The sequence below is a fragment of the Ruegeria sp. CG1 genome (assembly GCF_056537265.1).
Genome location: NZ_JBQFRF010000003.1, coordinates 306,468 through 325,201 on the forward strand (window position 1 = coordinate 306,468; position 18,734 = coordinate 325,201).

17 protein-coding genes are annotated in these 18,734 nt (G+C 56.8%); 9 read left to right on the forward strand and 8 right to left on the reverse strand.

Going from position 1 to position 18,734, the window contains the following annotated elements; translation table 11 throughout:
- Positions 1–39 precede the first annotated feature (39 nt).
- The 4 genes from ACR0AU_RS11045 to ACR0AU_RS11060 form a co-directional block, all read right to left on the reverse strand.
- Positions 40–1,395 (reverse strand): extracellular solute-binding protein, encoded by a 1,356-nt coding sequence (locus tag ACR0AU_RS11045; protein WP_170625244.1) that lies wholly within the window; start codon positions 1,393–1,395, stop codon positions 40–42.
- Positions 1,392–2,552, reverse strand: coding sequence for a LacI family DNA-binding transcriptional regulator (locus ACR0AU_RS11050; RefSeq protein ID WP_480795675.1), 1,161 nt, complete (start codon positions 2,550–2,552; stop codon positions 1,392–1,394). Before ACR0AU_RS11050 ends, ACR0AU_RS11045 begins: the two co-directional genes overlap by 4 nt.
- 439 nt (positions 2,553–2,991) lie before the next feature.
- Positions 2,992–3,729 carry a Bax inhibitor-1/YccA family protein gene (locus ACR0AU_RS11055; RefSeq protein WP_010441904.1) on the reverse strand — a complete coding sequence of 246 codons (738 nt, stop codon included), beginning with the start codon at positions 3,727–3,729 and terminating at the stop codon, positions 2,992–2,994.
- A 195-nt stretch (positions 3,730–3,924) separates the two neighbouring features.
- On the reverse strand, positions 3,925–4,143 hold the full coding sequence (locus tag ACR0AU_RS11060; protein ID WP_480763120.1) for a DUF1127 domain-containing protein: 219 nt from the start codon (positions 4,141–4,143) through the stop codon (positions 3,925–3,927).
- A gap of 127 nt (positions 4,144–4,270) precedes the next feature.
- Here ACR0AU_RS11060 and ACR0AU_RS11065 point away from each other — a divergent pair, with 127 nt between their 5' ends.
- Entirely contained in the window at positions 4,271–5,149 is an 879-nt protein-coding gene (locus ACR0AU_RS11065; RefSeq protein WP_170392200.1) for a LysR family transcriptional regulator, read from the forward strand.
- Here the strand turns inward: ACR0AU_RS11065 and ACR0AU_RS11070 are convergent.
- Positions 5,133–6,101: an NADPH:quinone oxidoreductase family protein gene (locus tag ACR0AU_RS11070; RefSeq protein WP_480795676.1), complete on the reverse strand. Its 969-nt coding sequence runs from the start codon at positions 6,099–6,101 to the stop codon at positions 5,133–5,135. The two genes, ACR0AU_RS11065 and ACR0AU_RS11070, sit on opposite strands and share 17 nt — an antisense overlap.
- A gap of 337 nt (positions 6,102–6,438) precedes the next feature.
- Here ACR0AU_RS11070 and ACR0AU_RS11075 point away from each other — a divergent pair, with 337 nt between their 5' ends.
- The 3 genes from ACR0AU_RS11075 (at position 6,439) to ACR0AU_RS11085 (ending at position 9,095) form a co-directional block, all read left to right on the forward strand.
- Positions 6,439–6,810, forward strand: coding sequence for a helix-turn-helix domain-containing protein (locus tag ACR0AU_RS11075; protein WP_170343628.1), 372 nt, complete (start codon positions 6,439–6,441; stop codon positions 6,808–6,810).
- Positions 6,811–6,854: 44 nt separating this feature from the next.
- Positions 6,855–7,646: a histidinol-phosphatase gene (hisN, locus tag ACR0AU_RS11080; RefSeq protein ID WP_170392196.1), complete on the forward strand. Its 792-nt coding sequence runs from the start codon at positions 6,855–6,857 to the stop codon at positions 7,644–7,646.
- A 114-nt stretch (positions 7,647–7,760) separates the two neighbouring features.
- Positions 7,761–9,095 (forward strand): 8-oxoguanine deaminase, encoded by a 1,335-nt coding sequence (locus tag ACR0AU_RS11085; protein ID WP_480795677.1) that lies wholly within the window; start codon positions 7,761–7,763, stop codon positions 9,093–9,095.
- 65 nt (positions 9,096–9,160) lie between these two features.
- On the opposite strand, the gene guaD is transcribed toward ACR0AU_RS11085, so the two are convergent.
- A complete protein-coding gene (gene guaD / locus ACR0AU_RS11090; RefSeq protein WP_170732958.1) occupies positions 9,161–10,450 on the reverse strand; it encodes a guanine deaminase in 1,290 nt (429 codons plus the stop codon).
- Positions 10,451–10,588: 138 nt separating this feature from the next.
- Between guaD and mgtE the strand changes: the two genes are divergently transcribed.
- The 5 genes from mgtE to ACR0AU_RS11115 all read left to right on the forward strand — a co-directional run bounded on the left by mgtE (position 10,589) and on the right by ACR0AU_RS11115 (position 16,184).
- A complete protein-coding gene (gene mgtE, locus ACR0AU_RS11095; protein ID WP_170563935.1) occupies positions 10,589–11,983 on the forward strand; it encodes a magnesium transporter in 1,395 nt (464 codons plus the stop codon).
- A complete protein-coding gene (locus tag ACR0AU_RS11100) occupies positions 11,980–12,546 on the forward strand; it encodes a 5-formyltetrahydrofolate cyclo-ligase (RefSeq protein WP_223116808.1) in 567 nt (188 codons plus the stop codon). The genes mgtE and ACR0AU_RS11100 overlap by 4 nt, the downstream gene beginning before the upstream one ends.
- 112 nt (positions 12,547–12,658) lie before the next feature.
- On the forward strand, positions 12,659–13,471 hold the full coding sequence (locus ACR0AU_RS11105) for a TIGR00282 family metallophosphoesterase (protein WP_480591916.1): 813 nt from the start codon (positions 12,659–12,661) through the stop codon (positions 13,469–13,471).
- 91 nt (positions 13,472–13,562) lie between these two features.
- Positions 13,563–15,341 carry an SLC13 family permease gene (locus ACR0AU_RS11110; RefSeq protein ID WP_480795678.1) on the forward strand — a complete coding sequence of 593 codons (1,779 nt, stop codon included), beginning with the start codon at positions 13,563–13,565 and terminating at the stop codon, positions 15,339–15,341.
- A 96-nt stretch (positions 15,342–15,437) separates the two neighbouring features.
- Complete coding sequence (locus tag ACR0AU_RS11115; protein WP_170401560.1) at positions 15,438–16,184, forward strand: YbaY family lipoprotein; 747 nt, start codon at positions 15,438–15,440, stop codon at positions 16,182–16,184.
- Here ACR0AU_RS11115 and ACR0AU_RS11120 read toward each other — a convergent pair whose 3' ends face one another.
- Together ACR0AU_RS11120 and ACR0AU_RS11125 are read right to left on the reverse strand one after the other, a co-directional pair.
- Complete coding sequence (locus ACR0AU_RS11120) at positions 16,185–17,846, reverse strand: FAD-binding dehydrogenase (RefSeq protein ID WP_480795679.1); 1,662 nt, start codon at positions 17,844–17,846, stop codon at positions 16,185–16,187. It abuts the gene before it with no gap.
- An 11-nt stretch (positions 17,847–17,857) separates the two neighbouring features.
- A complete protein-coding gene (locus tag ACR0AU_RS11125) occupies positions 17,858–18,715 on the reverse strand; it encodes a bile acid:sodium symporter family protein (RefSeq protein ID WP_480706771.1) in 858 nt (285 codons plus the stop codon).
- Positions 18,716–18,734: the final 19 nt, after the last annotated feature.

Here is an 18,734-nt window from a genome sequence, read left to right on the forward strand (position 1 = left end):
GGGTGCAGCGGCGTAATCGCCGCTGCATGTGTCACAAGGTTACTGAACCTTCGCGAGCTCGTCGTTCATTGCGGCCACTGCAGCGGCGGCATCGATTTCATCGTCGATATATTGGCGCACGACCCGGTTAATTGCCTGGCTGTTGATCATTTTGGACGCCAAAGCCAGCTGGCCTTCAGCAACGCCCCAGCGCTGCGCCACGTCCAGACCGCCGACGATCTCATCGATCATCGCCTGATCATACAGTTCGCCCAACGGGGCTTTGCGGTCCACGCCAACAGGCAGCTCTGCCCATGCTTCCGAGAACGCGGTCGGGTTGTCAGCATTACCGCGACGGACCGGGAACTTGCCCTCGGGTGCGATGGCCAGTGTTTGAGTATAGCCGTCATCCATGGCGAATTTCACGAACTCCATCGCCGCGTCGGTGTCGGCGTCGTTGGTGATGCCAAAGTAACGAACGTCACCCCAAGCCGCGCCATCTGGGTTCGATGGGCCCGAGAAGTTAGTGACGATACCAGTCTTCGAGGCCAGATCGCGTGAGGTCGGATCATCGTTGATCGTCGGCGGGGCGCTGTCGCGCAGACCGGCCAGTTCGTCAAGGATGAAGGGCGACCAGATGATCATCGCTGCTTTGCCATCAAAATACAGCTCGCGCGATTGTTTCCAGAATAGCTCACCCGGGGGCGAGGCTTTCGAGATCGCCTTGTAGAAATCCAATACCTCTATGGTCTTGGCTTCATCCAGCGGCTGGAATCCGTCCGCGCCAACAGGGGTCACGCCATTGGCGAGGAACACATGTTCCAAAACCTGACTCATGAAGTTTTCATCAACTTTGGTTGCAGCAACGAAACCGTACATCTCGGGCGGGTTGTGCAACTGCTCCAGCGCAGCAACGACGTTGGCGAATGAGTTCGGGGCCTCAAGGCCCGCTTCATCAAACAGGTCTTTGCGGTAGACAACCATTTGGGTCCATCCATCGACCGGTACCGACGCGGTTTCGTCATTGAACGCCGCCATACCAAGCGCGCCGGGGGCGAAGGTGTCGGCGCCCAGTTCTTCGATCACTTCGGTGGCGGCTTCGGTATCCAGAATGCCCGCTTCGGCCCATGGCAGGGCATATTGCAGCGGATGATAGACCACATCTGGCAGGTCTCCGGCGGCAAATGCTGCTGTGGCGCGTGTACCCAGATCACTTTCGGTGACCGGGATAACCTCGACCGTGGTGCCGGTTTCAGCCTTGAACTGGTCAGCCATTTCCTGTTGCTTGGCCAGCCGCTCGGGCTGTTCTTCGGTGGTCCAGAAGCGGATCGTATCCGCCTGAGCGGACATCGCCGCCAATACTAGCGCAAGCGATGTTCCAAGCATCATTCGCGATGCTACAGGTGCAAGTTTCATAGTCGGTTTCCTCCCCGGTTATGATCTTTTGAAAGTTGAATTTTTCGGGCCAGTTCCTCGGCTGTAACGCTTGGTGGCCCGTCGGAATTGCGTTCGATCAGAACGGCCTCACCAATCTCACGCAGATCTGCGGGCGCTTCACCGCGAGTCTGACTGATCAGCATCGTCGCAAGGCGTTCTCCTGCCCGCTTAGAATCGACGCTGAACGTGGTAAGACCAGGGCTGACATATTGGCATTCAGGGATGCCGTCATATCCCAGAATTGATACATCTTGCCCGACCTCGAGGCCCAGTTCTGTACAGACCGAGTAACACCCCAGCGCAGCCAGATCCGTTGCAAATACTATTGCAGTAGGTGGGTGATTCAGCGTCAAAAGCGCGCGTGCCTCAACCGCACCCTCCTCGCGCGTACGAGCACCTTCCCGGATCAACTCGGGATCGGCAGGCAAGGCCGCGATCTTGAGACCTTCAAGATAACCGTCACGGCGCAGATGGCTGTAGTTGAATTTCGGATCGCTACCGACATATCCGATACGTGTATGGCCAAAATCGACGAGCCGACCAACCGCATCACGGGTTGCAGATTCACCCGAAATGTCGAACCAGGATGTCTCATCCTGCAAGTCCGCCTGCCCATACCCCGTGCGGCCATACATGATGAAGGGAACCTTCAACTCTTGCAGGTATTTCACCCTCGCATCGTCGACCTCGGTCCGGGGCAGAATGAATCCATCGGCTTTGCGCTCTTCGACAAGCCGCCCCAATACATCAAGCATATCTTTTTCGGACTTCGCCGTAGAAATCGTCATCGTCCAGTCGGATGCGCTCGCCGCTTCGCATGCTCCGGCCAGAAAATCCTGAAGAAATGGATTATGCCGGTCTGGTTCTTCGCTGTTGATGACCATGGCAATGGCGCGCACCCGCCCGGTTCGTATCGCCTGCGCATGGCTGAGTGGGCGATAGCCCATCTTTCGCGCCGTGGTTTCAACGCGCTTTCTCGTGGATTCCGAGATGTCGGTATATCCATTCAGGGCGCGGGACACCGTGCTCTTAGAAAGCCCAAGATGATCGGCCAATTGATCCAGTTTTACCCTGCCGGGGCCAGAATGACTCCGGGGGCGAGACTGCGGTTGCTGGAGAGTTGGATTCGTCATCATTCTTCTATTTGTTTTCTCCGAAACCGGTTTCGGCAATCAAAATTATGAAATTCTTTGATTGGATCGACCAAGTACACGAACGTTCCAATGGCGAAAGGCGCTGATGAACGCATATGCAAACTTGCAAACGCGGCTTTCAGAGTGGTGCAAAATTAGGGTTGCGCCAACATGGTTGACTGCCGACTGCTACAGTAACTGCAGGCTGATCATTGTTCGCGGAGCTTTGATGGGAATCGGTGAATTGAGCATGAGGACTATGCGTAAATACGGGCGACTATCCGGCTATGAGGGCGTGTAAAATTTGTGGAGGCAAAATAAACTGGTCGGAACATCATGCGAATTCACCAAGGCTTGGTATTGGCTTTTGAAGAGCAACATAAAAAAAGCCCCGCTTAGCAAAGTGCCAAGCGGGGCTTTCTGTATTCTGTTGGAAGCGGTTTTATTCTCTGTTGCCCAGTAGTTGCAGCAGGAACATGAACATGTTGATGAAGTCCAGATACAGGTTCAAAGCACCCATGATCGCCGCTTTGCCAAGCCATTCCTGATCGCCCGCATGAGCCATCTGCAGATAGGTGGTTTTGATCTTCTGCGTGTCATAGGCGGTCAGGCCGGCAAAGATCAGCACACCCAGGATCGACACTGCGAACATGATCGCTGGTGATTGCAGGAAGATGTTGATGACCATCGCAACGATCAGGCCAATCACACCCATCATCAGGAAGGTGCCCATGCCCGAAAGGTCTTTCTTGGTCACATAACCGTACAGCGAAAGACCTGCAAACGCGATCGAAGTCACCAGGAACACCTGCGCGATCGAAATGCCGGTGAATGCTACGAAAATCCAGCTCAGCGACAGGCCCATGACGGCTGCAAATGCATAGAAAAACAGCTGTGCGCCAGATGCAGACAGCCGGTTGATCGCAGCGCCAAAGCCAAACACCATCGCCAAAGGTGCAAACATCACGATCCAGCCCAGGATATTGGGGCTCAGCGTGACCGGATCACGGAAGATCGACAGCAGTTGCGGGCTCGAGCCCACGGCCCATGCCACGGCAAATGTGATCAGCATGCCTACGGACATCGTGCCGTAGACTTTGTTCATATGGGCGCGCAGGCCCTCGTCTATCTCGGCAGCGCGAGCGCCGGACGCCGTCCGGATCGTGTCGAATTGTGCCATATAGGGGTCTCCCTTCAATATTCTGTTCGCAGCCCACGGATGCGAGCCGGTTTCCCGGTAAATATCGGAGAGTGTGGCCCTCGTTTCAAGGGTTTTAAGCCTGAAACTCAGCAAAACTGTCGGCAATTTTTGCAACTGTCGCCAAAAAACCGGCGGCTTGGTCGCCAAATCCCTCAAGCCGCCGGTATTTTCGAATTAATACAGATGTTTGTGCCAGCTGTCGGGCGCGTCCCAGAACGGGCGCTCTGCTTCGTTACGCGCGTCTTTGCGTGAAACGCCGATGTCATTCAGTGCATCATCATCAAGCTGGGCGAGGGCGCGCCGCTGACGAGCGAGGTTAAACAGGTCAAGTATCCGAGCACCAATCACCTTACGCTTGATGCGACGATGAGTTGAGATGGCTATATGGGTCATGATCATTGCCCTTTCCTGATTGTTTGATGAAACCCAGCGCTTCAATCAATTTCCTTGATCTATATGGAGTAGTCTGACATATTTTGGAAATGAATGTTTATGACGAGTCTCATAAGGAATCTTGAACATGCGAAATCTGGACATCACTACATTGCGGTCTTTCGTAGCTGTTGCTGATCATGGTGGCGTGACACGTGCCGCTGGATTTCTTCACCTCACGCAATCTGCAGTCTCTATGCAGCTCAAGCGGCTGGAAGAGCTTTTGGGGCTGGAATTACTGGATCGGTCCGGTCGAACCATCGCGCTAACGGCGTCCGGAGAGCAATTGCTGGCATACGCACGGCGGATGATTGCGTTGAATGATGAGGTAATCGGGCGGTTGACGGATCAGGCGTTTGAGGGCGAGGTCGTGCTAGGCGTACCGCATGACGTCGTTCATCCGTTCATCCCGCGCGTGTTGAAGCGTTTCAATGCCAGCTTTCCTCGGGTCAGCGTGAACTTGGTCACTTCCAACACGCGGCACTTGAAAGAAGAGTTCGCACGCGGAAGCTTCGATCTGATTGTGACTACGGAATCGGGTGCGGGCGAAGGTGCCGAAACCCTGCACCATATGCCTTTGCGTTGGGTTGGCGCGCTGAACGGATCTGCCTGGCGCCAAAAGCCTTTGCGGCTGGGGTTTTGCCGGAATTGCATTTTCCGTCCGGTTGCGACAGCGGCGCTGGATGATGCGGGAATCGAATGGGATATGAGCATCGACAGCGATTCCGACCGCACCGTTGAAGCCACCGTCAGCGCTGATCTGGCTGTGGGAGTTTTGCTGGAAGGCACCCAGCCGAGCCATCAGGAACTGATTGACCATGCCGGGGTGCTGCCGGATTTGCCCGTGCAGTTCATAAACCTTTATGGTGCCGAGCGGGTACGTGAGGAATACGTATCAGAGCTTGCGAACCTACTGCGCCAAAATTTCAATCATCCAACGGCGCAGCCGCTTAAAGTGGCGAGTTGACGCGGATCACCACTTTGCCGGTGGATTTGCGATCGCGCAGCAGTTCCAAACCTTTTGCTGCGTCCTGCAAGGGCAGGACGTGGCTGATATGAGGCTTTATCCGGCCCTCTGAGTGCCAGCGGAACAAGGTGCTGAAGCTGTCGTGCACGATCTCGGGCCGGAAATTCAGATAGCCGCCGATATATACGCCGATCACGGTCAGGTTCTTGACCAAAAGACGATTGGCTGGAACCTGTGGCACCTCACCTCCGGCAAATCCGATCGGTAATAAGCGACCCTCAGGGTTGGTTGCGCGGAAGGCGGCCTTGAAGACATCACCACCAATTGCATCGTAGACAACGTCAGCACCACCCAGAGCGAGAACGCGGTCGCGCAAGTCTTCGCTTGCGTCAAGCAGATGGTCTGCACCAGCTTTTTGTGCCACGGCCAATTTGTCCTGCCCGCGGGCTTGGGCGATGACTGTCGCACCCATCAGTTTTCCGATTTCAACTGCGGTCAATCCCACGCCACCGGCAGCACCGGTGACCAGTAGGGTCTCGCCCGATTGCAGTCGCGCCCGGTGCGCAAGAGCAATATGGCTGGTGCCATAGGCAATTTGGATCGCGGCCGCGTCTTCGAAACTCATGGAATCTGGAAGGGGAATTGCCCGGTCCGCATCAAAAACGCCTGATTCGGCCAGGCCGCCTTGACCCGAATAGACTGCAACACGATCACCCAACTTCAAATGCGCAGCATTGTTTCCAATTTCGGTGACAATCCCCGCAATCTCCATGCCCAGCGTAAACGGTGCTTCGGGGGTGTCCTGATACGTGCCTTTCTGCATCAGAAGGTCTGCAAAGTTCAGGCCGCAGGCGCGGATTGCGATACGAACTTGGTTCTCTTGCAGCGGTACTTCGCGTGTTTCGCATAGCTGAGCGGGTGCCCCTTTGGTCTCGATACGAAATGCCTGCATCATTGGTCTCCGCTCTTTTGTCGCCATAGGCCGTTTGGCTTGGCCGTTTGTCAATTCCATTCGCAATCTTCACAGCGTTAAACTGAATAGGGTGGATCAACTGTTTCCCATTTGGAAACTATTAATCTCTATGCTGGCCGTACAACCACAAACCACTGTTCGAATTCTCTGATTCAACCAGCTTGAAAAAATAACGGATTGCGGCAATATTGTTCTATGGTGCTGTTCGGGGGGCACGATCCGAATTAGGGAGTTCTTAAGCAGCGACCCGCTAACTAAGCGGCGATGGCTGCTGTCGCGGTTTCCCGGACAGGTGTTTGTGTAAAGGAGACTACCAATGACCCATCACGTCGATGTCCATGTGGGCAAACGCGTCCGGCATCGCCGCTGGCTGATTGGCATGACTCAGCAGCAGTTGGCGCAGCAAGTTGGTATCAAGTTTCAACAAATCCAAAAATACGAAACAGGGGCCAACCGTATAAGCGCATCGCGTTTGTGGGACATTGCCGAAGCGTTGGATGTTCCCGTTAGCTTTTTCTTCGAGGGTCTTGAAGAGGCTCAGAAGTCGGATGCAGACAAGAAATCGGTTCCTGCGGATTTGATGGGTGACAAAGAAGCGCTTGATCTTGTTCGCTCGTATTATGCGATCCCGGAAAACCAGCGTCGCCGCCTGTTTGAACTGGCACGCGTGCTGAGCGACGTCGCCTGATACAAGCGCTTGACTTCGCGGGGTGTGGGGCGCACGGGTAAGCAATGCAAAACACCCTACGAAGCGATCTAGAGATTGCCGAAGAAATGGCCGACGCTGCGCGGGCGGCCATTCTTCCGTTTTTCCGCCAATCTAACCTGAAGACAGACAACAAACTCGATGCCGGTTTTGATCCGGTGACAGCCGCTGATCGCGAAGCAGAAAAAGCAATGCGTAGGGTGCTGGCTGATCACCGGCCTGAGGACGGTATCCTGGGGGAAGAGTTCGGTCATTCCGAGGGAACTACCGGACGAGTTTGGGTGCTGGACCCAATTGATGGCACGCGCGGTTTCATAAGTGGTACGCCCACATGGGGTGTTCTGATCGCCCTAAGCGATGAGACTGGACCGAAGCTTGGTGTGATCGATCAGCCCTATATCGGCGAACGTTTTATCGGAGATAAAGAGCACGCATTTGTCAAAGGCCCTTTGGGACGCACAGAACTTGGGACGCGTGACACTCGATCTCTGGACCAGGCGATCATCTTCACCACTTTCCCGGAGGTTGGCAGCGCGGTCGAGGCCGCCGCATTCAAGGCGGTTTCTCAGAAAACGAAGCTGACACGCTATGGGATGGATTGTTATGCCTACGCGTTGCTCGCTGCAGGTCAAACCGATCTAGTGGTCGAGGCCGGATTGAATTCCTACGATATCCAGGCCCCAATCGCGGTGATCGAGGCCGCGGGTGGTATTGTGACGGATTGGCAGGGCAATCCGGCTCATAATGGTGGGCGTGCGCTCGCTGCAGCCAATACTGAGATTCATGCGGCAGCGCTAGAAATTCTGAAGCAATACTAAACGGGTTGCCGACCCTTCTTTGCGACTTTAAACTGATCACGGCTGGTTCTTACGCCCGTTTTCCACCAGCCCATCACTCCATGCATGAGACGGGCAGTATGCGGGAGTGCGAAAATGACAGAATTTCTGATCCGTAACGCCGATATGATCCTGACGATGGATGATGATCGGCAAGAGCTTGTAGGCGCTGATCTGCTGGTTCGGGATGGTAAGATTGCCCAGATTGGCCAGCGCCTTACGAGCGATGGCGAAATACATGATGCAAATGGGTGTGTTGTGACCCCCGGTCTGGTGAACACCCATCACCATCTCTACCAAACGCTCACCCGCGCGGTTCCCGGCGGGCAGGACGCATTGTTGTTTGGTTGGTTGCGAACGCTCTATCCCATCTGGTCCCGCTTTGGTCCTGACGAGATGTTTATATCTGCCCAGATCGGATTGGCCGAGATGGCACTGTCCGGCTGCTCGCTTAGCTCTGACCACCTTTACCTATATCCAAATGGCGCGCGGCTTGAACACACGATCCATGCAGCGTCAGAGCTGGGGCTGCGTTTTCATCCCACGCGTGGGGCTATGAGCATTGGCGAAAGTGATGGTGGACTGCCTCCTGATGCTTTGGTCGAATCCGAGCAGGCTATTCTGGAGGATATGATCCGTGTCGTAGACGCCTATCACGACCCATCTGAGGGTTCGATGTGTCGCGTTGGTTTGGCGCCATGTTCGCCGTTCTCGGTTAGCCGAGACTTGATGCGTGATGCCGCGCTGTTGGCGCGCGACAAAGGTGTGATGCTGCACACCCATCTGGCGGAGAACGATGAGGATATTGCCTATTCTCAAGATCAGTTCGGATGTAGACCCGGCCAATACGCCGAAGAATTAGGCTGGACCGGTTCGGATGTCTGGCACGCTCATTGTGTCAAGCTGGATGGCGCCGAGATTGACCTGTTTGCACGTAGCCGAACCGGCGTTGCGCACTGTCCATGTTCCAATTGTCGTCTTGGTTCAGGTATCGCGCCAGTCCGAAAAATGCGTGATCAAGGCGTGCCAGTCGGGTTGGGCGTGGATGGATCAGCCAGCAACGACAGCGGCAATCTGATGGCCGAGGCGCGCCAGTCTATGCTGCTGCAACGAGTCGCAAACGGCGCTGACGCCATGTCGGCCCGTGAGGCGCTTGAGATCGCCACCCGAGGCGGGGCGGATGTGTTGAATCGGCCCGATTGCGGCCGGCTTATGCCCGGTAAACGAGCTGATATTGCCATTTGGGACGTGCAAGGAATTGAAAGTGCAGGCAGTTGGGACCCCGCTGCGCTCCTTCTGGCCGGACCGACGCGTGTCAAACACCTCTTTGTCGAGGGACGCCAGATTGTTCGTAACAGTCAGATCGCCACGATCGACCTGCCAAGGGTCATAGAAACCCAGAATCGTCTGGCACGCGCGCTGGCAGAATAGCGGATCCGCTCTTCATCTGGCTAAAAATACCTCCGCCGGAGGCATGGGCCATAGGCCCATTCCTATCAACCAGAAACAGCTCGTCCGGCGATCCAGGTATCGGTTACGGCACGGTCATCACCCATCATGATGGTCGGGAACACCGCTTCCCAAAGATCATCAGCATGAGCTTCGCGCTGGGCGATAGCAGGCGTCGATGCGAGGTTCAGCACCGCCAGATCGGCTTCCATGCCCACGGCGATGTTTCCAATACGGTCATCCATCCGCAGGGTACGAGCCGATCCCACCGTTCCAAGCCAAAGCAATTGCGACGGGTGCAGAGGATAACCCCGCAATTGACCAATCTCATAGGCCGCAGCCATTGTGCGCAGCATTGAAAAACTTGAGCCGCCTCCGGTGTCGGTGGCCAAGCCCACGCGGTGCCCTGAGTGGATCAGACCATTCATGTCAAACAGGCCAGAGCCGATAAACGTGTTTGAAGTGGGGCAGTGGATCAGGGCTGCATCTACCTCGCGCAGACGATCCCGCTCTCGGTCTTCCAGATGGATCGCGTGCCCATAAAGGCCATTTCCGCCCAGCAATCCAAACTGCTCGTACGTATCCAGATAGTCGCGCGTGTCGGGGAACAGGAATCGGACCCATTCGATCTCATCGGTCTGTTCGCTCAGATGGGTTTGCATCAGGCAGTCGGGATGCTCGGCCCAAAGCGCGCCCATCGCCTCCAGCTGTTCTGGCGTCGATGTCGGCGAAAATCGTGGAGTGATGGCGTAAGATATGCGATCAACCCCATGCCACTTTTCAAGCAGAGCTTTGGACTGGTCGTACCCGGTTTGTGCAGTATCCCGCAGCCCCTCAGGCGCATTGCGATCCATGCAAGTTTTACCCGCGATGACCCGCTGCCCACGCGCCTGCGCCGCGGTAAAGAAGGCATCGACACTCTCGGGATGAATGGTGCAAAAGCTGCACATGGTTGTGGTGCCGTGGGCAGCGGTCAGGTCCAGATATCTATTCGCAATTTCAGCGGCATAGGCGGGGTCGTCAAACTTCATCTCTTCAGGGAACGTGTAGCTGTTCAGCCAATCGATCAGCCGCTTTCCCCAGCTCGCGATCATTGCCGTCTGCGGATAGTGGACATGAGAATCCACTAATCCCGCCATGATCAGGTGATCGCCATAATCCTTAATGTTGGCGTCGGGATGCGCGTCAGACAGGTCGGACGCCTGGCCCAGTGCCGCGATGCGGCCATCTTCGATCAGGACGGCTTGGTGAATTTTGGTCGCATCGGTGGGCTCACCTTCGAACGGTGATCCGTTGAAGCTAAGCACACGTCCCTTCAGAAGCGTCTTTTGCGCCATTTGTTCTGTTCTCCGCCTGTTTTGGACCGCCAACCAGCATAGGGGCGCGAAAGATGCGGGTAAATTGGACCATTGTCATTGTTTTCCGGTAGCTGCTTCTTCTATCTAGGGGCAATCGACAAGAAAGAGGGGCAGCGCATGACGACAGGCAACGACGAAGCCAGACCCGATCAGCCCCGCGATGAGGACGCCTATGCGCTGGACCCGCGAACCGTTGCGGCCATCCTTTATGCGGTTGATGTCGAAGATCGTGCCAAGCTGATTGAGCTGATGGAGCCGCTGCACGCGGCCGATATCGCTGACCTTCTGGAACAGATCAATCCTTACGACCGTGCGCGCCTGATCCGGCTGTATGACAAAGAGTTCGACGGCGATATCCTGTCGGAGCTCGACGAGTCAGTTCGGGAAGAAGTAATCAATGTCCTGAAACCGGACGTTCTGGCCGAAGCCGTTCGGGATATGGAAAGTGATGACGTTGTTGACCTTCTGGAAGACCTTGAAGAGCCGCAGCAAGAAACCATCCTGGGCGCGCTTGAAGACTCCGAACGCGTCGCGGCAGAGCAAGCCCTATCTTATCCAGAAAACTCTGCTGGCCGCCTTATGCAGCGCGAGGTGGTCATGGCGCCCGATCACTGGACCGTGGGGCAGGCCATCGATTTCATGCGTGCCAACGACGATTTGCCGGAACAGTTCTATCACGTCATACTTGTTGACCCGCGATTGAAACCGGTTGCTCAGGTCACGCTGGGCAAGTTGATGGCAACCCGGCGCGAGGTACCGCTGCAGGACATTGCCGAAGATGAATTCCACACCATCCCCGTCGAACAGGATGAAGAGGACGTGGCCTATGCGTTCAATCAGTATCACCTGATTTCGGCTCCAGTCGTGGATGGCGACGGTCGTTTGGTCGGTGTCATCACCATCGACGATGCGATGGTGGTCCTGGACGAAGAATACGAAGAGGATATGCTGCGTCTTGCGGGCGTCTCGGACGAAAGCTCTCTGTCCGATAGTGTAGCGGCAACCAGTAGGCGCCGCTTGCCTTGGCTTGGTGTCAATCTGGTTACCGCGATTTGCGGATCGCTGGTGATTTCTCAGTTTGAGGCCGCGATTGATCAACTGGTGGCGCTCGCGATCCTGATGCCGATCGTCGCCTCGATGGGGGGCAATGCCGGGACCCAATCACTTACCGTTGCAGTGCGGGCGTTGGCAACACGCGACCTGACCGGCTCGAACGTAGGGCGCGTGATCCGGCGAGAACTGCTGGTGGGAATGCTCAACGGGCTGTGTTTCGCTATCGTGTTGGGAACCGTCGGGATGATGTGGTTCGACTCCCCGCTGCTGGGTGTCGTGATCGGATCTGCGCTGGTCGTGAACATGATCATCGCGGGCTTTGCTGGTACGGTAGTACCGGTCGTGCTGGACCGTCTGGGTGTTGACCCGGCGCTGGCGTCAGGAACCTTTGTGACCACGACAACGGATGTCATGGGGTTCTTCATCTTTCTGGGGCTTGCCAGCGTGGTGCTATTGTGAACGAGACAACCGATCTGACCGAAATCAAGGCCGCAGCGCGCAAGGCGGCATTCGCGCGACGCAAGGTAGCGTTTGATATGCGCATCCCGGGCGCGGCCGGGCGCTTGTCCGAGGTTCTGGCGGGTCATCGCGGTGTTCCCATGTCTGGCTACATGCCGATCCGCACCGAAATCGACCCGCTGCCTGCAATGGCCGAGGCTTCTGCATATGGTCCAGTGGGCGTGCCTGTCATTCAGGCCGCAGGGCAGGCGTTGCGCTTCTCTCGATGGACGCCTGAGGGCATACTGAAAGATGGACCCTTCGGCGCGAAAGTGCCCGAGATCGATGACTATTTCGACCCGGAAATCCTGATCGTGCCACTGGTTGCGTTTGATGCGAAGGGTGGCCGCTTGGGCTATGGCGGCGGCTTCTATGATCGCACGCTTGAAGGGTTGCGCGCCAAGCGCCCGACGCTTGCCATAGGATTTGCCTTTGATGCGCAGGAAGCCGAACATCTGCCGCTGGAGCCGACCGATCAACCACTCGATATGGTGATTACTGAAAGCCGGGTGCTAACTTTCTAAGTTATCCCTCGCTATGCGCGATCGCGATTTCCTTTACATTGGCAGCCTTCAGGCTGAGTGATTGTTTGCTTCTGCCTTGTTATTGCCACTTCAAGCCCCTAGGACCGCAATCATGAGGATTTTGTTTCTTGGTGACGTCATGGGGCGTTCGGGTCGCGCCGCCATCCAACAGCATTTGCCACGTCTGCGTGACGAATGGCGGCTGGATTTTGTCGTTGTCAACGGCGAGAACGCCTCGAACGGAATGGGGCTGAGCGGGGACCACGCCAAGCTGCTTTTGGACGCGGGAGCCGATTGTATCACCTTGGGCGATCATGCTTTCGACCAGAAAGACATGCTGCAGTTTATTGAGAAAGAACCTCGCATCGTGCGTCCGTTGAATTATGCCAAAGGGGCACCGGGGCGAGGGCATCGACTGTTCACCGCGCCGGGCGGTCGCAAGGTTCTGGTGGTGCAGGTGTTAGGGCAGGTCTTCATGAAACGCCCCTTTGACGATCCCTTTTCGGCCATTGAACCGATCCTGAAATCGCACCCACGCGGCGGCCAGGCGCAGGCGATCATCGTCGACATGCATTGCGAGGCAACGTCCGAGAAGATGGCGATGGGCCATTATTGCGACAAACGCGCGAGTCTTGTGGTTGGGACGCATACGCATGTGCCTACCGCGGATGCGCAGGTATTGCCGGGCGGTACAGGATACCTGACCGATGCCGGGATGTGCGGCGACTATGACTCGGTCATCGGAATGGACAAGCAGGAACCGATGCGCCGGTTCATAACCGGGATGCCCAAGGCGCGGTTTACGCCTGCGACCGGTGAGGCGACCTTGAGCGGAGTTTTTGTCGAAACCGATGACCGCGATGGAAGCGCAAAATCCGTGCAGATGATTCGTGTTGGCGGGCGGTTGCAGCAGTCTAAACCCTGAAAAGCACGTCAGACTTGCCCCGCCGCACGCAATACGTGAAACTACCTATTAGGCGCGTGTGCCAGATCAGGGTTCGGACAGAATACCAAGAATGCAATTCCTTCAACTGACAGAGATGGGCAGCGCAATTCTGGCGCTGATGATCGTAGCGGGCATGTTCATCATGTTTCTGCGCGAGGTCTATCCGACCGAAGTCGTCGCAATCGGCGGGGCGGCCCTGATGCTGGCAACCGGTATCCTGCCCTATCAAAGTGCGCTTGCAGTCCTTTCGAATCCCGCGCCGTGGACCATCGGCGCGATGTTCATCATCATGGGTGCCTTGGTGCGCACCGGAGCGCTTGATGCCTTCACCTCGCTCGCGCAGAAGCAGGCGCAGGTGAACCCTCGGTTTGCTATCGGGTTATTGATGGCGTTTGTCGTCGTCGCTTCGGCGGTGGTGTCGAACACACCGGTTGTTGTTGTAATGATCCCGGTCTTTATCCAGATCGCCCGCACGCTGAACGTTTCGGCGTCCAAATTGTTGATCCCGCTCAGCTATGCGGCGATCCTTGGGGGTACGCTGACGCTGATTGGCACCTCGACTAACCTGTTGGTCGATGGTGTGGCCCGCGCACAGGGTATGACGGCGTTTTCAATCTTCGAGGTTACCCCGCTGGGCATCGCGCTGGTGATCTACGGTATGGTGTACCTGCGCTTCATTGCGCCACGACTGCTACCCGAGCGTGACAGCATGGCTGAGATGCTCAGCGACCGGTCCAAGATGAAGTTCTTTACTGAGGCGGTTATCCCACCCGACAGCAATCTGATCGACCGCGAAGTGACCGGTGTTCAGCTGTTCAAGCGCCCCGGTGTGCGCCTGATCGACGTCATCCGAGGCGATGATTCACTGCGGCGGAACCTTAAGGGGGTGACGCTGAAAGTGGGCGACAGGGTAGTTTTGCGCACCGAGATGACCGAATTGCTGAGTCTTCAAAGCAACAAGGAACTCAAGCGCGTGGATCAGGTCTCAGCTGTTGAGACCAAGACGGTTGAGGTTCTGATCACGCCGGGCTGCCGTATGGTCGGTCGAACGCTTGGTGCGATGCGGTTACGTCGCCGATATGGTGTCTACGTCCTGGCGGTTCATCGCAGGAACCAGAATATCGGGCGTCAGTTGGATGCTTTGACCGTGCGCGTCGGGGATACGCTGCTGTTAGAGGGCTCGCCTGCGGATATCCAGAAGCTGGCCGCCGATATGGATATGGTCGATGTTACGCAACCTTCGGCACGAGCGTTTCGCCGCAGCCATGCGCCCATAGCCATCGGTGCGCTGGTCGGGATCGTCGCCCTGGCGGGGTTGGGCGTGGCACCGATTTTGCTGTTGTCGATCATCGCCGTTGCTGTGGTTTTGCTGACCCGATGTATCGACGCGGATGAGGCGTTCTCATTTGTCGAAGGCCGATTGCTGGCCCTGATCTTCTCCATGCTCGCAATTGGGGCTGCGCTCGATAAATCGGGCGCGGTTAAACTGATTGTCGAAGCGGTCGCACCGGCGCTTGGCATGTTGCCACCTTTCTTGATCATATGGGCCGTATATCTGTTGACCTCGGTGCTAACCGAATTGGTTTCGAACAACGCCGTGGCGGTGGTGGTCACTCCGATCGCGATCTCTCTGGCTCAGGCTGTAGGAATTGATCCGCGCCCGCTGGTGGTCGCGGTGATGGTGGCGGCATCGGCATCCTTTGCGACGCCGATTGGCTATCAGACCAACATGATGGTGTATGGCCCGGGTGGGTACAGATTCACCGATTTTCTGAAAGTTGGTGTGCCGCTGAACCTGACTGTGGGTCTGCTGGCGTCACTTCTTATTCCGTTCATCTGGCCGCTCTGACACTGGCACGGATTCGCCGACCTGGTGTTTCGGGCCTTGTAAATGTCGATATCGTCACAATCTTTTTGCCTAAGATGAATGTGAAAGGATGGGATCATGCCTTTTCCAAAACTCGGGCAGGCCATTGTGGCCGGAGCAATCGTATTGGCCTTGCTGGGCAGCCAAAGCTCGGCAGGAACAGTCACTGGCACGGCAACCTACCGTGAACGGATCGCCCTGCCACCGGATGCGACGCTATTTGTCGAATTGCAGGATATCTCTCGGGCCGATGCGGCAGCGGTCACGCTGGCGGCGCAACGCTATGCGTTGAACGGAGTGCCCTCGGAATTTGAACTGACTTTTGATGACGCGCTGATCCGCGAGGGGATGACCTATGCAGTACGCGGGTCGATCTATCGCGGGGGTGAGCTGTTGTTTACGACGGATACGGTCCATCCCGTGCTGACCAACGGCGAAGGCAATTCGGCTGATCTTGTGCTGGTGCAGGCCGGTGCTCAGAGCCCCGCGACCCTGGAAGGGACTGAGTGGACAGCCATCGGTATCGGTGGAACCGTGCTCGACACAAAACGGCCGCCCCAGCTTTCCTTCGCTCAAGGTGGTGCGTTCGGTGGCACGGGCGGTTGCAACCGGTTTTCTGGGCAAGCCGAGATCACCGGCAACAGCCTTGAGTTTCCAGACAATATGGCCGCGACTTTAATGGCGTGCCCGCCAGAACTGGACGAGGTCGAGGATCAGTTCTTTGCTGCCCTGCAAAACGTGACGAACTATGCCGTTGCCGGCGACAGCATGGTTTTGCTCGATGCTGCAGGTGAGCCGATACTGAAATTCGTGCGCACCCAGTAATCAGGCCACTGCGCGGGACCTTCCTGCGTTGCGACCCGAGAAGATGCAACCGCCCAGAAACGTGCCCTCTAGCGCGTTGTACCCGTGGTAGCCGCCGCCGCCAAAGCCCGCGACCTCTCCGGCTGCAAACAAGCCAGGGACGATTTGTCCATTGGCGCCGATCATCTGACTGTCCAGATTGGTCTGCAGCCCGCCCAGTGTCTTGCGGGTCAGTACGTGCAGCTTGACCGCGATTAGCGGGCCGTTTGAGGGATCGAGGAACTTGTGCGGTTTGGCCGTCCGGATCAGCTTGTCGCCCCGATAATTGCGTGCCGCAAGGATGGCCATCATCTGGGCGTCTTTGGAAAACGGATTGTCGACCTGAGAATCCCGTGCCTCGACTTGGGTGCGCAAATGCGTCTCGTCTATCAGACCTCCGCCTAATTGGTTCATGCCGCTGACCAATTCAGTCAGCGTGTTGGCGACGACGAAATCCTCGCCCTTTTCCTTGAATGCCTCGACCGGGCCAGTCGCCTTGGTGCCAGACAGGATGCGCTGACGGATCACCTCTTTCCAGCTGCCCGAAGTGAAATCCGGGTTCTGCTCGGACCCCGATAGCGCAAATTCCTTTTTGATGATCTTCTGGGTCAGAACGAACCAGCTATATTCATATCCGGTTTTCAGGATCTCTTTCAGCGTTCCCAGCGTATCGAACCCCGGCAAGCAAGGGGGGTGCAGGCGATTGCCGCGCGCATCGAACCACATCGAACTTGGGCCGGGTAGAATACGTATACCGTGCGCGGGCCAGATCGGATCCCAATTGCGCACACCTTCAGTGTAATGCCACATTCTGTCGCCGTTGATGACATGTCCGCCAGCTTTCTCGCTGATCGGGATCATGCGGCCATCGACATGAAACGGAACGCCAGCCACCATATCTTTGGGCGGTTCACCCAGCCGGTCGCGGGGCCAGTTCTGTCTCACCATCTCAAAATTCCCACCGATCCCACCAGAGGTGACAATAACCGAAGGGGCATAGACTTCGAATTCGCCTACTTCGTCCCGGTTGGTCTTGCCACCTCTTTGAATGCCGTCATCGGCCAGGACCTCCCCTGACACGCCTTTGGCAGAACCATTTTGCATAATGATGTGGCTGACTTGGTGACGGAACTTCAATTGGATCAAGCCGGCGTCGAAATGCGCGCGGACGCGGCGGATAAAATGCTCAAGTACACCTGGGCCGGTTCCCCAAGTGATGTGAAAGCGAGGGACCGAGTTGCCATGGCCGTCCGCATAAGAACCGCCGCGTTCGGCCCAGCCCACGACGGGAAACCAGCGCAGCCCCATTTCATGCAGCCACGGACGCATTTCACCTGCGGCGAACTCGACATAGGCTTCAGCCCATTTGCGGGGCCAGTTGTCTTCATCGCGGTCAAACTGCGCGCTGCCCATCCAGTCGCGCAGGGCCAGATCGTGGCTGTCGCGGATGCCCATGCGGCGCTGCTCGGGGGTGTCGACCATGAACAGGCCGCCGAGGCTCCAAAACGCCTGTCCACCCAGAAAATGCTCAGGCTCCTGATCCAGCACGATCACCCGCTTGCCCCGGTCGCCCAATTCGGCCGCCGCCGAGAGGCCCGCAAGGCCGCCTCCGATCACGATCGCGTCTGCGGTGTTATTGGTCATCGGATGTCCTTTCAGCGGCTGCGGAACCAAAGGATGAAGGGGGTTACGACCACATACATCGTGATACCATAAACGGCGGCAGGAACGGCAAGTGGGCTGAAGCCGGTCGTGGTGCCGGTGATCAAAGCTGCCAGCGTAATTCCCATCGCCGAATTCTGAATGCCAGTCTCGACCGAGATCGTTTTCGCCTCACTCCATGTCAGATTGGCGATGCGCGCCAGCCCCAGACCGATCAGCAAAAGCGCAACGTTCAACGCGATCAGAGCTGCCCCAATCGAGCTGAGGTTTTGGATGAAGAACTGCCAGTTTCCGGCCAGTGCCGCCGCGACGATCAGCACGAACAGTATCGATGCGAGCGTCGAAAGCGGGCCGTCGACCCGAATGGCGAACCCCCTTGCAAAGTGACGTATGGCGACGCCAATGGCGACTGGAAGGGTCGTGATCAGGAACAGCGCGGTGGCTAATGCGCTGATCGAAACTTTGGGTGCGGCCTCGCCCATGAAATGATCTATGGACCATGCGGCCAGAATGGGGACGGTCGCGATGGACAGCAGGCTGATCACCGCTGTCAGGCTGACCGACAGCGCCACATCACCTTTGGCAAATTTTGCGAGGATGTTGCTGGTGACCCCACCGGGGCAAAAGCTTAAAAGCATGACACCCACGGCGATTTCAGCGGGCAGTCCGAACAGAGTGACCGTCGCGAAGGCAGCCAATGGTATCAGCACAACTTGACTGATGGCGCCAATGGCGAAGGGGTACCCCCGCGCCAAAACTCGGCGGAAATCGGCGGCTTCTAGCCCGATCCCCAGTGACAACATGATAATGGCCAGCGAAATGGGCAGGCCAACGTTGATAAGCAGGTCCAAGAACAACTCCTCCCAAAGT

Bases quoted from the DNA above. Each gene is read 5' to 3' on its own strand.
- ACR0AU_RS11045 (WP_170625244.1), bottom strand. From the start codon at position 1,395: ATGAAACTTGCACCTGTAGCATCGCGAATGATGCTTGGAACATCGCTT.
- ACR0AU_RS11050 (WP_480795675.1), bottom strand. From the start codon at position 2,552: ATGATGACGAATCCAACTCTCCAGCAACCGCAGTCTCGCCCCCGGAGT.
- ACR0AU_RS11055 (WP_010441904.1), bottom strand. From the start codon at position 3,729: ATGGCACAATTCGACACGATCCGGACGGCGTCCGGCGCTCGCGCTGCC.
- ACR0AU_RS11060 (WP_480763120.1), bottom strand. From the start codon at position 4,143: ATGACCCATATAGCCATCTCAACTCATCGTCGCATCAAGCGTAAGGTG.
- ACR0AU_RS11065 (WP_170392200.1), top strand. From the start codon at position 4,271: ATGCGAAATCTGGACATCACTACATTGCGGTCTTTCGTAGCTGTTGCT.
- ACR0AU_RS11070 (WP_480795676.1), bottom strand. From the start codon at position 6,101: ATGCAGGCATTTCGTATCGAGACCAAAGGGGCACCCGCTCAGCTATGC.
- ACR0AU_RS11075 (WP_170343628.1), top strand. From the start codon at position 6,439: ATGACCCATCACGTCGATGTCCATGTGGGCAAACGCGTCCGGCATCGC.
- hisN (WP_170392196.1), top strand. From the start codon at position 6,855: ATGCAAAACACCCTACGAAGCGATCTAGAGATTGCCGAAGAAATGGCC.
- ACR0AU_RS11085 (WP_480795677.1), top strand. From the start codon at position 7,761: ATGACAGAATTTCTGATCCGTAACGCCGATATGATCCTGACGATGGAT.
- guaD (WP_170732958.1), bottom strand. From the start codon at position 10,450: ATGGCGCAAAAGACGCTTCTGAAGGGACGTGTGCTTAGCTTCAACGGA.
- mgtE (WP_170563935.1), top strand. From the start codon at position 10,589: ATGACGACAGGCAACGACGAAGCCAGACCCGATCAGCCCCGCGATGAG.
- ACR0AU_RS11105 (WP_480591916.1), top strand. From the start codon at position 12,659: ATGAGGATTTTGTTTCTTGGTGACGTCATGGGGCGTTCGGGTCGCGCC.
- ACR0AU_RS11110 (WP_480795678.1), top strand. From the start codon at position 13,563: ATGCAATTCCTTCAACTGACAGAGATGGGCAGCGCAATTCTGGCGCTG.
- ACR0AU_RS11115 (WP_170401560.1), top strand. From the start codon at position 15,438: ATGCCTTTTCCAAAACTCGGGCAGGCCATTGTGGCCGGAGCAATCGTA.
- ACR0AU_RS11120 (WP_480795679.1), bottom strand. From the start codon at position 17,846: ATGACCAATAACACCGCAGACGCGATCGTGATCGGAGGCGGCCTTGCG.